Here is a 14,232-nt window from a genome sequence, read left to right as displayed (position 1 = left end):
TTAAAATTCGTTGTAGTTTAAGAAGCCGCATTGGGTTACTAAGCGATCTAATGGTATAACTATATTAATTAAGATGTATTTAAGAGGAGATAATTTATGGAAGCACTTGAACATCGAGAAAAAGTTCAATTATTAAATACGAAATTATTATTACTTCACTATTTAATTGTAACTTGGTGTATATTAAATTCAGGGGCATGGATTATAAGAAATAATAAAATAATGTTAATGCTAAATTTAATTTTGGTAGCGTTAGGCATATTCATTAACATATCAACACATAGAAAACCTGAAAAGCTCTTTAAAAAAAAGTTTAATGCAGAGTATGTTTTTTTATTTGTTATGACTAACTTTCTAGTTCTATCCATGGTAGCTAATAGAAGTTATAATGCCTATATAACTTATATAGGGGTATTAATAATGATTATAATGGGCTTTTTAATTGTAAATTTTATTGAGTTCAAGCAATTCACAATAATTTTTGTAAATATAATTACTTTTATTGCAGTGATTTCTTTAATTTTTATGTTACTTAATGACATTATTAGACCATATATTAATTCATTCAAGACAGTCGAAGGGATATCAGCTAGCTACAAGAATTTATATATTTATCTGTACCCACTATATACTCCTTATAGAAATACTGGGATATTTTGGGAACCTGGGGCTTACCAAGTTTTTTTAAACTTGGCATTATGTTTTGTCTTATTACTTAAAGAGCACAAAAGAGTTTTTTTAAAAATATCAGTATTAGTTTTAACAATTCTATCTACTTCATCAACAACTGGGTATATTTTAATGATACTTATTCTCATTACTTTTATTTTATCAAGAAAAAAAAATAATAAAAATATACTATTAGTGATAATTATAAGTATTTCTCTAATTTACGTTTTATCATCCAAAACCATAATAGATAATATTAGTACTAAGTTAATGTTTAATGGGATAGAAAATGCATCAACGCTTCAAAGATTTTATGCCACTCGTGCTGATAGAGACATTATGTTAATGAAGCCTTTGACGGGGATTGGTTTTAGTAATTATATGAATACAGTTGTAACAAATGGATTTAACTATGGGTTGGATATTACAGTTAGTGCCAATACTATTACTTATTTAGGAGCAGCTATTGGAATAACACCTATGATATTTGTCATACTAGGGATTGTTTTTTTTACAAGAAATTTTGATGCGAAAAATAGTGTAAGAGTTTTTATTTTTTTAGTTATGATTCTTATGTTTATCCCAGAAAACTTTGCGGATAAAAGTTTATTATATGTTATTATACTATATGGTTTTAATAGTTTAAAAAATAAAAGAAAAAGAGTTAGTCAGTAAAAAGTATCTATATTATAAATAATGAACTAACGTGGAAGGTATCTAAATGAATAAAATTACACTAATGTTAATGATATTAACTTTGATTTCTCAATTATTTGGGTTTGGGAGAGAAATTGTACTATCGTATTTTTATGGTGCGTCAAATACAACCGATGTATATTTAATCTCTTTAACAATTCCTTTAGTTATTTTTAGCTTCATTGGAACTTCAATATCAACAGCATATATACCAATGTTTAGCAAGATACTTAATAAATATGGAGAACAAGTTGGAAATAAATATACAAATAATCTTGTAAACATCTTAATAATGTTATCTACATTTATTATTGTCATTGTGTTTTTTTTTACAAAACAAATAGTTATAATTTTTGCATCGGGGTTTAGTAGAGAAACATTGCCGTTAGCAGTTAGCTTTACAAGGATTAGTGTATTAGGAATATTTTTTACAGCAATTATATCAGTTTTTAATGGTTTTTTGCAAACTAAAGGAGATTATTTAACTCCAGTTCTAGTCGGATTGCCAATGAATATTCTTATTATTTTCTCGATTTTTTTAAGCAAATATATTAGCATATATATATTATCAATTGGAAGTGTTATTGCAACTGCATCTCAGCTGTTGATCATTTTGCCTGCAATGCGTAAAAAAGGCTACACTTACAAATGTATAATTGATATAGGTGATAAACATATCAAAGAAATGCTGTACACCATTTGGCCTGTAATAATTGGTGTTTCAATAAATCAGATTAATTTAATTATAGATAGAACAATTGCTACTAGAATAATACCGGGGGGATTGTCAGCACTAAACTATGCTAGTAGATTAACTGGATTTATTCAAAGTTTATTTGTTCTTTCGATAACAACAGTAATGTATCCCATAATTTCCAGATTGTTTGATAAAAGTGATATTAATGGGTTTAAAGGGAAAATAACAGAGGCGATTGGGCAAATAAACCTATTAATTATTCCCATTACAGTAGGAGGAATAGTATTTGCTGAACCAATTATAAGGTTCTTATTTGCAAGAGGAGCCTTCGATAGAAATTCAATAATAATGACTACCCAGGCACTAATGTTTTACTTTATAGGAATAATAGGTGTTGGACTTAGGGATGTATTCGCAAGAGCCTTCTATTCAATGCAGGATACAAAAACACCTATGAAAAATGCTAGCATTGCATTAATACTTAATATTGTTTTAAATGTGTTGTTATCAAAAGTTATGGGGATATCTGGAGTAGCTCTAGCAAATAGTATTTCTGCAATATTTTGTACTTTATTATTAGGTGTAAGTTTAAGAAAAAGAATAGGTTCAATAGGGGGAGTAAATATTTTTATTTCATTCTTTAAAGTTGTGTGTGCATCATTTGTCATGGCATTCATTAGCAAGATATTTTACAATATATTGATAAAGTTTCAAAATAACACAATAGCTTTAATGATTTCAATTGGTATAGGCATAATCATTTACTCATTACTTGTTTATATAATGAAGGTAGAAGAGGTTAAGACAATAGCAAGTGCAATAAGAAAGAAGTTAGGGTTTCGAGTTAACTTAACATCTGAAAATAGCAATTAAGAGAAAGTTCAATCATTTCGTTTGCTTTCTAAGGCCTCAGGGGCCACCAATTATGGGACAATAAAACAAGATGTGGATAGAATTTATTATTATAATAAAAAATATGTATATATTTTTATAATTTCATTTATTATCGTTGATTAATGAAATTATAAGTTTGTCAGAGGATTATGAGTTGAGTTGCTATAGTATTGATAAGTTCAGGACTTGTCCTTCACAAGCACCCCTGGGGAATGCGAATTGCGTCGAAGTAGCTAACGGATGTGGTCAAGCTTCAGTGTTAAAACTTATAATTTACAGATAAAAGTAGTCATATAAAACTATTAATACCTATTTTATTAACGAACTTAAAAGGGTAAATAATGCAATAGCATGGAAGTGAGAGACCAGTCTTAAGTAAAAGGCTAGTTTCTTTGCGTTAAATTACAATTTCGTCATAGGGCAGGTTATTTAGTGTTATTGTTGATTATTTGTAAAATGTAGATTGTCAAGTAAAATTGCAGAGAATTGGTTTTAAGTATAGATTAACAGTATCAAACTAGAGCATTAATGTTATTGTCAAATTGTAATGCATTTGATTTTTTTTAGAATAAAGTGTGGGAAAATAAGATTCTAGAGTACCTAAAAAATAATAATAGTATTACTAACAAGAAGGCATGAGAGATAAATCAATTATTCATTTAAAATTTGTACGAGTAAATTTGTCCTGTGCAAACTTTCTAACCTCAAACTCATTCGCATCTTGCTAACAACCATTAAAGTATTAGTTACATGAAAATAAAGTAATCTATTTATTAAAGCTATTAGTGATTATTCATTAATAGCTTTTTATTTTATTTTATTAAGTAATTCTCTTCTTTATGGATACTATGGAGGCTATGGATACTTACTATAAACTTTTTATATAGAAATTTTCCTATGTAGACTTTTATGAGGTACCCATAGTATCCAACCCTCCATGTTTTTTGTAGAGTTAGTGTTTTTAAGGATTTGGGCTATGTTGTGTTTCTTTTAAGTCTCCATATGGTATCCATAAAGCCTCCACAAGATCTCTTTAATCCTCCATAAATTTTAAACTTTGTCTCAGTTAATAAGTCAGTTACCTTATTTTAATTCAATCCCACTAAAGGTATTGGCATGGGTTCTTTTATTCTTTTTAAAGCCTTTTCCTGCCAGCTTCAGGCTGAATTTCATTTGTGAGATTTGTTCTTCTCCCACATTTTTGCACCAGCTTACATAGGCACTATATAGTACTCCTGCTGCGGTTTCGGCAGATTCATTTAAGGTGCAACATTCATCAATGAACCTTCCTATTAGGTCCATACCTTCTTTGTATTCCTTTGAAGCAAGAATTACTTTCTCAGGGATTTTTATACCTTCACTCTGCCATTTTAGGCAGCCCTCTATTGCCCAAGCAAAAATTCCCTCTAGCTCTGGTTTCAAATGCTTTTCATAGAAGTATTCGTCTCTTTCTTCTTCACTAAACTTATAGAAGAAGGGGATTAATCTTATTCTTCTCCAGGTACCTTCACTGGTACTTTTTATTTCTGGTATTTCATTTGAGGAAATCCACAGCTTAAACTCAGGCCTCAACTGAAATTCTCTACCATAGTTATGTCTTACTGCATAGGCATTTTCTCCTGTTAGGGATTTTAAAAGAGCATCATCTAAAACTCTTCCTTCATTTAATTCTGGCACCACTACAAACCTCCTTGAAGCTAACTTTGCAATGTCTTCTCTTGGACCTCTTGTGGCAAATTCACTGTAAGCTATACTAAGCTCATTTAGTACTTCACTGTACTCACCCATAATTTCTCTTATGGTGTTTAAAAAGGTGCTCTTTCCATTGGCACCTCTGCCATGGCATATATAGTAGCACTGCTGGGAGGTATCCCCTGTTAAGCTATAGCCTATGGACTTTTGTATAAAATCTATGAGCCCCTTATCTCCTAAAAATATCTTGTCTAAAAACTTCAGCCAATTTTCACAGGTGGCTTCTTTGTTATAGTTAAAGGGAAGCACCTTGGTTATTAAATCTTCTCTATTATGAGCCTCCACTGTGCCTTCCTTTAAGTTCACAGTTCCATTTACTGTATTTATCTTGTAAATTTCCTGATCCATTTTGGTTACTGCTATTTCTTCTTCATTTTTACACTGATTTATCATGCTTTTAATCTTATTATCGCTTTCTGAAGCCATGATGAAGTTCATTACCCTTTGCTTAAATTTACTGCCGCTTTCTTCCCGGGTATCAATACCACTGGCAGCCTTTTGAAGTCTTTCTAGCACATCCTTTGCAAGAAGTTCTATTTTTAGGGTTTCATCCACTTCCCAGTGAGTTCCTCCCCAAAGATACCACCTTTTAGTTAGGGCTTGGTATCGTAGATTCTTTCCATGGAGAGCTAGAAGCCTTTTGGCATTTCCAACTTCGCTGAAGTTAAACCCTAGCAAATCCACCTTTCCTTCTTCATTTCTGTATTTATAAACTCTTTCAGGTTCATTTCTGTTTATCTTTCTATTAACGGCATAAAGGTCTCTAAAGGTGAGACCTGCAGCTCTTAAAACTTCCTCAGTGGTGCAACCTCCGTGGCATTTTATCAAGGTCTTGTTCTTGTCTATTTTATACTCCAGGCTTAGTGAAGATACATTATCATTGTGAGCTGGGCAGTGTGCTCTGCACTTATGTCCATAATCCTTTGTAACTTTAAATCTTCTCTTTATAGCATTGAAATCCATGGTTATTCCCCCTTAGTTTACTGATAACTTAATCGAAAAAAATTGCTCCTATCTATGTACTAAATTAGAATTTTTCTATCCATATAGTAAATATGCCAATGAGGAGAGTTTTTCCAAAATTTCCGTGGAAACTTTGAGAAAAATTTTACGACAAAGATTATAGAGAAAGGGTATTAATCCTATCAATAAGTCTTTTGAAAAAATTCTGTTAGGAAATTTAACCAATGAAAAAATAGTTCATTACACTAAGAATATAACAATAAAAGAATATAAAAACATAACAATAAAAGAATATATAGTATTTACGAGGGTTTCAGGCACATGGGAGGTTATAAAGAAAGTTCTATATTCGAATCTAAAGCATTCAATGATGAGGGATTTTAAAGATTAAAAACATTTATCCGTGGCAAGAATTTATGAATGAAGATTTTAAAATAAGTGATTAGGTGAGATTGGAGGAATATCTACCAATGAAGAAAGTATTAGTGTTTGTTTTGATTATCTATGTTTTGTTTATATTATCGTTGTCAGTAGATGCGCAATCTAGCAGAAAAACTTTTGCAGCCTCAAAGGCTATCACTACCCAGATAAGTGTTTTAACCAAGGATTCCAGCACTTTTAGGGCCACCGTGAGTAAGGTTAATTACATCATTAGAAAAGGTGCTCACTTTTTCATTTATTGCTTTTTTGCAGTGATTCTTTCTTTAGTTGCAATTAATTTCAAGTTTTCACTTCCTAGGGCATGGGGATATATATTGTTTATCTCTTTGTTCATCGCAAATGTTGATGAATTAATACAAAGATATGTTGGTGGACGTTCCTCACAAGTGAAGGATTGTTTAATTGATTTAACTGGGGCAGCTGTGGGAATGATGGCAACGTTTTTCATCTATACCTTTATGAATAAAATTAGGCATAACCTTGATAGCAAGCAGTGATTAATGTGAAATATTTCCATAAGGGGTTTAGCTCCCATTAATTAAGTCAAGAATTATTTATATAGGAATATAGGTAATAAATGAAATGTTCAATTAAGTAATTCATGTAAAATATATACAATAAATTATTTTATTACCAGTATAAATATGGTATAATTAGAATGGCATTTTATAAAAGGAGGTATAATCATGAGAATATTAAAAAAATTAGCACCATTAGCGGTGGCAGCTACAGTACTAGCTAGTTCAACTACTGTATTTGCAGCAACACAAGCTGATGTGGTTAAGGCATTACAAGGTGCTGGGGTACCAGAGGTTTATGTAATTAAGGCTGAGAACTATTTCAAAACAAATACTTTGACAGAAGCTCAAAGCAGTGCTGTAGTGGCAGAAGTTAATGAAGCAAAAGATATAGTACAAAAGGCAAAGGCTACAGATTTTAAAAACCTAAGCCAAAAAGACAAGGATGCAATCCTTGATGCTGTTGAGTCAGCAGCTAGCATCGCAAACTTAAATGTTAACGTTTCTAAGGATGCATCAGGTAAAGTAATAGTAACTTTAGTTGATGCTAAGGGACAAACAGTTGTATCAGCTAGTGCAAACGAACTTGACTTAAAGAAAACAGGAAATGATAGTACTGTTTTAATTTTAGGATCATTTATGGTTATTGCAGCTGCTGGTTCATTATTAGTAGTTAGAAAAGTTACTGCTTAATAATCTTTATGGAGGTACCTATGAAAGATAATAAAATTTCAAAGGATAACCCTCATGGAAAAGCTAAGATAGGAATTCTTTTTGGGATTCCTATCTTACTTTTAATATGTGGGGTTTTACTTATTTCTGTGGCAAGTTGGAATTACTTAAAACAGGCTTATTTCTTATCTAGAATATTTATTCATGATGAATACAAAATTACAGAAAAAGCAGAAGTAACTGAAACTAATACTCCAAATATCACAATAAAGTTTCCAAAGCTTGGAGAAGAGTTTGGAGAAATTGTTGCAGAGTCAGCCTCTCTTAGGGTGCCAGTGATTCATGGAGATAGGGATGAAGATTTACTAAAGGGAGCTGGACACTTTGATGGTTCTCGTTATCCAGGAGAACATGGGAATGTGGTGATTTCAGGCCACAATAACACAGCTTTTAAGAGTTTAAAGAATGTGAAACTAGGAGATATAGTTAGTTTTAACACTACCTATGGAAGTTACGTATATAAGGTTATAGACACGAAAGTGGTTAAGTATACAGACAAAACTATTGCTATGCCCTCTGACAAAGAAAAGCTAACAATGTATACCTGCTACCCTTTTAATGCTTTAGGTTACACTGCGCAAAGATACGTTGTTACCTGTGAGCTTATGGAAGGTACTCCTATTAGTGAAATTTTAGGGGCTGGGGGTAGCAATTAAAATGAGGATAAAAGAAGTTTTTAAGTTTTTATTTAGTTTTTTACTAATGTTTTTAATCTTAGGTTTTTGTGCGAGCTTATTTGTTAACACAAAGCTACTTAATAGCAGTTTTTATGAAGGTAGCTTAAATAAAAGTAAGTATTATGAGTATTTACCACAAGAAGTGAATAAGGGCCTTGCAATACTTAGCATTTCTACTGGAATACCACAGGAGGTATTTACGAATACTGTAAATAATGATTTTCTTAAGGAAGTAACAAATAGCAATATTAGAAACGCTGTGGATTATATGAAATATAACATCGAGGAACTACAGTATTCTCTAGACAAAGACAAGCTTCAAGGTGAAATATATTCTAACCTAGAAAACTATGCTAAAGCTAATAACATAAACCTAAATAGTGAAGCAAAAGGGCAGTTAACTCAGGTTTCAAAGGATTTTGTTGAAATTACAGAAAACCATAGTAATCTCTTTAATATGGATGCAGTAGTTAAGCTGGGAGCTTTCCAAAAGTTTAGAAAGGTAATAGCACTACTTGGAAAATTAATGATTCCTTTCCTAATTGGAATAATATTTTTTACCATCGATATTTTGCTACTACACAAGGGAGCCTACAGGAAATCTCTTTTATGGATTGGAAGTAGCTTTATCCCTGCGGGAATTATCATGGTGGTGCCAAGTATATTTGCACTGGTAGCTCGAATCCCTTATAGAATCGGCATTGGACTTCCTTATCTTAAGGAAGCTGTACAAGTATTTGTGTTAGGATACATAAATTACTTTCTAATGGTTGGGATAATCACCATTGCTATTGGAATACTACTTTTAGTTTTTTATAGTGTTTCTCAAAGTGGAAAAAGATCCTCTTCATATTAGGGAAAATTCAAATTTTATTTAAAGTGGATTCATGTATAAGGACATTGCCTGGAGGCCACTTAACAGCATATTTTATAATTTTAGTATTAATACAAGGTATTTAACTTTAAGCTAAACACCTTTTTAATTTTCAACAATATGTGAGATTTTTCGGTATTTTAATGCAAATTTAATGAAAAATTTATAATTATTTGAAAAATAAGGATGTCTTTCTTAAAGGTTTTCCTGTATAATATGGAATATAAGGATAGTTATTACATTGTTAAATCTGAAGTTTAATGGCATTAAATTTTGCTAAAGTAATTTTCCGATAAAACGATATATAAAATAGTTATCTTACTTATGTTAGTAATTAAGAAACTTTTTAGGGGTGGCATAAGGAATGAAGGAAAATCTTACAATAGATGATGTATATTTAATAAGATGTATTGTCACAAAGGTGAATACAAACACTTTTGAAGGCAAAGATTATAATGGCAAAAAGTACATCATTGCTAAAAATGAAGTGAGTAAAAATTTTGATGTTGGAACAGATAACACTTTTTATGCTACTAAGGAAGAACAGGGATTAATCTTTAAAAAAGAAGTTTTGATTCCTTTGTCTAAAAGAGAGTATGAAGAGTTATTTGGCGCTAGAATTCAAAGTATGAATATAGATGAAAAATGTGCAGCACAATAAAGCTCAAGATAGCATAATCTTGAGCTTTTACTTCGTGTAATAACTTTTCTATTTAATTTAACTTTTAAGAAAGGTTGATTTTAGTAGTGTTAGGATCTTTTAAACACACTAAATATGGATTTTAGTAAGCCTTCTTTATAATCCACTATAGGTAAGGTTTCTATTGGGACCCCTTGGATTACTTTCTTTTCATTTTCTAATATGGAAAGATATAAGGGGTGGTTTAGTTCTTTTAGCTTTTCAAACCCTTGTTTTATTCTAGGTTTTCTTACTGAAATGTTATGGCCATCACTACCTAATAAATGAATTAGGTTTCTTTTTACTAACTGCTTTGAAAATTCCTCTATCTTACTTCCATATCTTCCAGTTAAACTTCCACTATTCATTTGAGCTAGGGCACCTTGATTTATTAGGTTCACAAGGAGATTTGGGTTTTTAAGGATTTCAAAGTTTCTTTCAGGGTGAGCAAGAATAGGGGTTATCCCTAAGATTCTTAGCTCATAAAATACTTCTTCAGTGTAAAGGGGAAAGTATTGCATTGGAAGTTCTATGAGCATATAGTTTTTATTATTTATTCCCCAAATTTTATTTTCCTTGTACAGCTTTGGAAGCGTAGGGTTAATGTATAACTCCACACCACTTATAATTTCGATGTTTTTCTTTTTAACAGCATTTCTTAGCTCTTCTAGTTTAGAAAAGTAAAATTCTCTTTTTATCTCGACTTCTTCGGGTAAAAAATGAGGAGTTGCGCAAATGCACTCAACTCCTTCACTTATTGATATATCTATCATTTTTATGGATATTTCCATATCCACTGAACCATCATCTATACCCGGAAGAATATGACTGTGAAAATCTATCATATTCCCACTCCTATCAAGTACATATTATTATCTAAAATAAAGTAACAACGGTAAGTTTTTTTATTATAAACTTATGGTTTAAAACTAAAGAGCTTCAGTTTGACCATCAGTTTCTTGGTAACTATAGCCATAACTATAGTCATGTTTTGATCCATAAAGTTTTCTTCTAGTGGATTTTCTGCCGTAATATTTACCATAGTAGTAGCCTTTTCCACCTTCTGGCACCTTGTTTAACACTACTCCTAGGATATTTGAGTTAACCTTTTGCAGAAGAGATTTTCCTTCTAATAAGGCTTCTTTTTCTGTTTCCCCGTGACAAGTAAGGATTACTGTTCCATCACAAATAGAGGAGAGAATTTGGGAATCCGTAACTATTAGTACTGGTGGAGTATCCATTAATACTACATCATAGATAGTTGATAAGTGTTTTAGTAGTAACTTAAATTTATTACTTCCAAGTAACTCTGATGGGTTTGGTGGAACTGGTCCACTGGTTACCACATGGAGGTTATCTACATCCGTCATATTTATACAATCCTCAAACTTCTTATCCTTTAACAGTACATTTGTTAAACCTTTAGAGTTTGATAAGGTAAATTTCTTATGGATACTTGGCTTTCTTAAATCACAATCTAATAGGAGCACCTTTTTACCACTTTGAGCCATGGTGATAGCCATATTAGATATTATAGTGGATTTTCCTTCTCCAGGTTTTGTGGAGGTAACTACTAGAGTTTTTATATCCTTATCAAGAGAAGAAAATTGTATGTTTGTTCTAAGAGTTCTATAAGCTTCTGCAGCATTGGATTTTGGATTACTATAAGTAGTTAGTATTCCTTGAATCTTTCCTTCTGCTAAAACTTCATCAAAAGGAAGCAAGCCAATCACTGGTATATCCGATAATTTTTCTATATCTTCTTTTGTCTTAACTGTATTATCTAGATATTCTAACAGGAATACAAGTCCTATGGAAACCATAAGTCCTAGGAAAAATGCTATAGCAACGTTTAAGGAAACTCTTGGGCTATCTTTTCCTGCAGGAAGTAGCGCTTCATCAAGAAGTTGAACGTTGTCCACTTTTTTTACTTCGCTGCTCACAAATTTTAAAGATCTAGCATATTGATTTGCAATATCTTGAGCTTGTTTTGGATCTTTAGATTTAACAGAAAGAGTTAGAAACTCCGTATCTCCTTTTGGTGTTACTGTTAACATTCCTTGTAGCTGAGTTACACTCATATCTAGCTGCAAAGCTTCTATAACACGATCTCCAACCATTCTAGATTTTGCAAACTCTGCATAGGTTTTAACCATCTTTTGATACATCATAATATCGTTATAGGTTTGAGTACTTGGGGCACTCTCTGCCTTTTCTTGACTAATAATAACGGAGATATCCGCCTTATAGGTAGGGTCTATTAAAAAAACACTGATAAGTCCGCTTGCAATAGTTGAAATTAATGTAATTATGATAATTAGTTTTAATCTTTTCATAAGTATCTCAAAATACTCTTTTAACTCCATAGTTGTCCTCCCATATTTTAAAGTTCTCTCATAAATACCAAATACCATTTAATTATACTACAAATTACCAGTAAAGGAAACTAAAACTATACTAATAAATACTACATTATTCTTGCTATTATAGCTAAACCTTGAATAGTTATTTTTTACATAATAATCACGGAAAAGTGGGGAGTAAATTTATACTTAATATGTTGAAAAAGAGTATCATGAGACTTGTTAAATGTTGAAGTCGCAGCAAGCTTCTTAGGTGTAAAAACGCAAGACACAGATGTACACAAAGCAGAGCAATTTTTCTACACTGAAGAGCTTCCACTTGCAGAAGCCTATAGACTTGAAACTTATAAGATGTTGTTAAAATTAAAATGAAACAAATGCTAGAAAGAAAACAAGCACTTAAGTATGAAGTAAACTATTCATAAGTAAGTGCCATTTTCCCCATAGCATTATAGGCTGAAATGAAAGTGGATTTGGGAACCTTTTTGTTTTTCCCAGGATTTAATGGATCGTTATAGTATACAAAATCTGCGCTAAAACCAGTGACAAGAACACAATGCTGAGAAAAGTAGGCTTCTACTAGTTCACCATTTCTTTCCCACACCGCATATCTTCTTGGGGCTTTAAAATCTGAAGTAACCCAAACTAGCACAGGTTTTTGCAAAGCTAAATGATGCTCAATAGAAAAGTAATCTTCACCAATTAAAGCGATGCCTTCGCCATCCACATAATCATCAAGTAATACTTTTAGGGCTTCAGGATAAATTGAATAACCTATGGCTTTCTTACCAGTAATATCACCTACAAAACCCATTTTTGGATTTCCCCAAGAAATTATTTTGCCCTTTGTTGTTCTCTTTAAAGGAGTGTTATCTTTTAGTACCTCTTGTGCTAAAGTCATTTTATCTATATCAAAGCCTAGATAATTTAAAAGCATGGTTAAACAGGTAACTTCGCAACCATTTATAAGTTCAGGACCTTGAGGAACTAAGGGTACGTCTAATAAGACTTTGGGATTATCATTGAAATTTGCTTTATAGGTCATTGAAGTACTATAAGAGTAAACAACCTTATTTATATTAAATGTTCCTATTATTAAAAATAGGAAAAATAAGAAAAAAGTTCTTCGAAGTGTAACTTGATTTTTCCTCATATTATCACCACTCCTATAGAAAATTCATATAAGTAGTATGTGAAGATTAGAAGGAGAAAATGTACAAGTTTTCCTTGTAGATGTTGGTGGTTCTAGTAAGTAGTACCTTTGGTTTTTTTAAAAAAATTTGTTTTGCTAAGGAGTTTCTTTAATGAAGGCTTTTAATGAAATTGTTACGCTGCCAGTTTGTTTAGAGTAATTGATTTAATAAGATGAAGTGCAGCATGGCACAGTACATAGCTTTAGGTAAATGGAAACAAATTCTAAAGAAAAAGAAGTATTGGTAAGTAAAAGCAAAAAAAATCATCTAAGAGTTTGAAAGGAAACTGATTTTAAAATAACCTTATTCGAAAGATTGTCTTCTTGTTTTTGAAAGTTGATAAATTTTTACAAAACAATCCAGAATAGTTTATGCAATTGATAATAATTATCGAAAGAAAAATATTAAATTGTCTTCACATTATATATAACACTCTCATAATATATAATTAAGCAATGATTAAAGGTGATAGTTTTGTTGTATGCAGTAATACTAGCCGGGGGGAAAGGAACAAGATTATATCCCTTATCAAGAGCTAATAATCCCAAGCAATTTTTAAAGGCATATAATAACAAGAGTTTCTTAAGGAATACAGTTGATCGTATAAAACCAATAATTAATAAAGATAATATCTTTGTTGTAACAAATCAAGAGTATGTAGACAAAATACACGAGGAATTACCAGAAATAAGCAAGGACAACATTTTTGTTGAACCTAGCAATAAAGAAACTGCAACTTGTATAGGGCTTTCAGCAGCAAAGCTTTTAAAAAAGGACAAGGATGCTGTAATGGTAGTTTTGCCATCAGATCACTATATTGAAGGTGAAAAGCAATTCTTAGATACTTTATACCAGGCCATAGATATGGCTGAAAAAAAGAGAGGACTAGTGACTATAGGAGTAACCCCTAATAGACCAGAGACTGGTTATGGATACATTGAGATGGGGGATCCTGTTGGTGGTCCTATTTCTACTTTTAAGGTAGCTAGGTTTACGGAGAAACCTAATATTGAAGTAGCTAAGGATTTCATTCTGAAAGGCACCTACCTCTGGAACTCTGGTATGTTTGTTTGGAGAGCAGATG

13 protein-coding genes are annotated in these 14,232 nt (G+C 31.6%); 9 read left to right on the top strand and 4 right to left on the bottom strand.

Annotated elements, in window-relative coordinates; all coding sequences use genetic code 11:
* Nucleotides 1-96: 96 nt before the first annotated feature.
* Both RR409_RS17050 and murJ read left to right on the top strand, forming a co-directional pair.
* Entirely contained in the window at nucleotides 97-1,344 is a 1,248-nt protein-coding gene (locus RR409_RS17050) for an O-antigen ligase family protein (protein ID WP_332558974.1), read from the top strand.
* A gap of 46 nt (nucleotides 1,345-1,390) precedes the next feature.
* Nucleotides 1,391-2,935: a murein biosynthesis integral membrane protein MurJ gene (gene murJ / locus RR409_RS17045; protein ID WP_332558973.1), complete on the top strand. Its 1,545-nt coding sequence runs from the start codon at nucleotides 1,391-1,393 to the stop codon at nucleotides 2,933-2,935.
* A gap of 1,104 nt (nucleotides 2,936-4,039) precedes the next feature.
* Here the strand turns inward: murJ and RR409_RS17040 are convergent.
* On the bottom strand, nucleotides 4,040-5,671 hold the full coding sequence (locus RR409_RS17040; protein WP_332558972.1) for a phage/plasmid primase, P4 family: 1,632 nt from the start codon (nucleotides 5,669-5,671) through the stop codon (nucleotides 4,040-4,042).
* A gap of 470 nt (nucleotides 5,672-6,141) precedes the next feature.
* Between RR409_RS17040 and RR409_RS17035 the strand changes: the two genes are divergently transcribed.
* The 5 genes from RR409_RS17035 (at nucleotide 6,142) to RR409_RS17015 (ending at nucleotide 9,574) form a co-directional block, all read left to right on the top strand.
* Complete coding sequence (locus RR409_RS17035; protein WP_332558971.1) at nucleotides 6,142-6,609, top strand: VanZ family protein; 468 nt, start codon at nucleotides 6,142-6,144, stop codon at nucleotides 6,607-6,609.
* Nucleotides 6,610-6,798: 189 nt separating this feature from the next.
* A complete protein-coding gene (locus RR409_RS17030; protein WP_332558970.1) occupies nucleotides 6,799-7,323 on the top strand; it encodes a hypothetical protein in 525 nt (174 codons plus the stop codon).
* A 20-nt stretch (nucleotides 7,324-7,343) separates the two neighbouring features.
* Nucleotides 7,344-8,018 (top strand): class D sortase, encoded by a 675-nt coding sequence (locus tag RR409_RS17025; protein WP_332558969.1) that lies wholly within the window; start codon nucleotides 7,344-7,346, stop codon nucleotides 8,016-8,018.
* Between the two features lies 1 nt (nucleotide 8,019).
* The gene (locus tag RR409_RS17020) at nucleotides 8,020-8,895 is read left to right on the top strand and encodes a hypothetical protein (RefSeq protein ID WP_332558968.1); all 876 of its coding nucleotides are present in this window, start codon (nucleotides 8,020-8,022) and stop codon (nucleotides 8,893-8,895) included.
* A gap of 382 nt (nucleotides 8,896-9,277) precedes the next feature.
* Nucleotides 9,278-9,574 carry a hypothetical protein gene (locus RR409_RS17015; RefSeq protein WP_332558967.1) on the top strand — a complete coding sequence of 99 codons (297 nt, stop codon included), beginning with the start codon at nucleotides 9,278-9,280 and terminating at the stop codon, nucleotides 9,572-9,574.
* Between the two features lie 89 nt (nucleotides 9,575-9,663).
* On the opposite strand, the gene RR409_RS17010 is transcribed toward RR409_RS17015, so the two are convergent.
* On the bottom strand, nucleotides 9,664-10,437 hold the full coding sequence (locus tag RR409_RS17010) for a CpsB/CapC family capsule biosynthesis tyrosine phosphatase (RefSeq protein ID WP_332558966.1): 774 nt from the start codon (nucleotides 10,435-10,437) through the stop codon (nucleotides 9,664-9,666).
* 84 nt (nucleotides 10,438-10,521) lie between these two features.
* On the bottom strand, nucleotides 10,522-11,958 hold the full coding sequence (locus RR409_RS17005) for a polysaccharide biosynthesis tyrosine autokinase (protein ID WP_332558965.1): 1,437 nt from the start codon (nucleotides 11,956-11,958) through the stop codon (nucleotides 10,522-10,524).
* Nucleotides 11,959-12,174: 216 nt separating this feature from the next.
* Between RR409_RS17005 and RR409_RS17000 the strand changes: the two genes are divergently transcribed.
* Nucleotides 12,175-12,327 carry a hypothetical protein gene (locus RR409_RS17000; protein WP_332558964.1) on the top strand — a complete coding sequence of 51 codons (153 nt, stop codon included), beginning with the start codon at nucleotides 12,175-12,177 and terminating at the stop codon, nucleotides 12,325-12,327.
* Nucleotides 12,328-12,370: 43 nt separating this feature from the next.
* Here RR409_RS17000 and RR409_RS16995 read toward each other — a convergent pair whose 3' ends face one another.
* The gene (locus RR409_RS16995; RefSeq protein ID WP_332558963.1) at nucleotides 12,371-13,108 is read right to left on the bottom strand and encodes a C39 family peptidase; all 738 of its coding nucleotides are present in this window, start codon (nucleotides 13,106-13,108) and stop codon (nucleotides 12,371-12,373) included.
* A 514-nt stretch (nucleotides 13,109-13,622) separates the two neighbouring features.
* On the opposite strand from RR409_RS16995, the gene RR409_RS16990 reads away from it, so the two are divergent.
* Nucleotides 13,623-14,232 (top strand): mannose-1-phosphate guanylyltransferase (locus RR409_RS16990; RefSeq protein WP_332558962.1); only part of this gene is annotated, 610 nt, incomplete at its 3' end.

This window comes from Clostridium sp. (assembly GCF_036642255.1).
Classification (GTDB): domain Bacteria; phylum Bacillota; class Clostridia; order Clostridiales; family Clostridiaceae; genus Clostridium_J.
This window is presented reverse-complemented; position numbering and strand designations above follow the sequence as displayed.

Excerpts from the sequence above, each read along its gene's own strand:
- RR409_RS17050 (WP_332558974.1), top strand. The coding sequence starts at position 97 with ATGGAAGCACTTGAACATCGAGAAAAAGTTCAATTATTAAATACGAAA.
- murJ (WP_332558973.1), top strand. The coding sequence starts at position 1,391 with ATGAATAAAATTACACTAATGTTAATGATATTAACTTTGATTTCTCAA.
- RR409_RS17040 (WP_332558972.1), bottom strand. The coding sequence starts at position 5,671 with ATGGATTTCAATGCTATAAAGAGAAGATTTAAAGTTACAAAGGATTAT.
- RR409_RS17035 (WP_332558971.1), top strand. The coding sequence starts at position 6,142 with ATGAAGAAAGTATTAGTGTTTGTTTTGATTATCTATGTTTTGTTTATA.
- RR409_RS17030 (WP_332558970.1), top strand. The coding sequence starts at position 6,799 with ATGAGAATATTAAAAAAATTAGCACCATTAGCGGTGGCAGCTACAGTA.
- RR409_RS17025 (WP_332558969.1), top strand. The coding sequence starts at position 7,344 with ATGAAAGATAATAAAATTTCAAAGGATAACCCTCATGGAAAAGCTAAG.
- RR409_RS17020 (WP_332558968.1), top strand. The coding sequence starts at position 8,020 with ATGAGGATAAAAGAAGTTTTTAAGTTTTTATTTAGTTTTTTACTAATG.
- RR409_RS17015 (WP_332558967.1), top strand. The coding sequence starts at position 9,278 with ATGAAGGAAAATCTTACAATAGATGATGTATATTTAATAAGATGTATT.
- RR409_RS17010 (WP_332558966.1), bottom strand. The coding sequence starts at position 10,437 with ATGATAGATTTTCACAGTCATATTCTTCCGGGTATAGATGATGGTTCA.
- RR409_RS17005 (WP_332558965.1), bottom strand. The coding sequence starts at position 11,958 with ATGGAGTTAAAAGAGTATTTTGAGATACTTATGAAAAGATTAAAACTA.
- RR409_RS16995 (WP_332558963.1), bottom strand. The coding sequence starts at position 13,108 with ATGAGGAAAAATCAAGTTACACTTCGAAGAACTTTTTTCTTATTTTTC.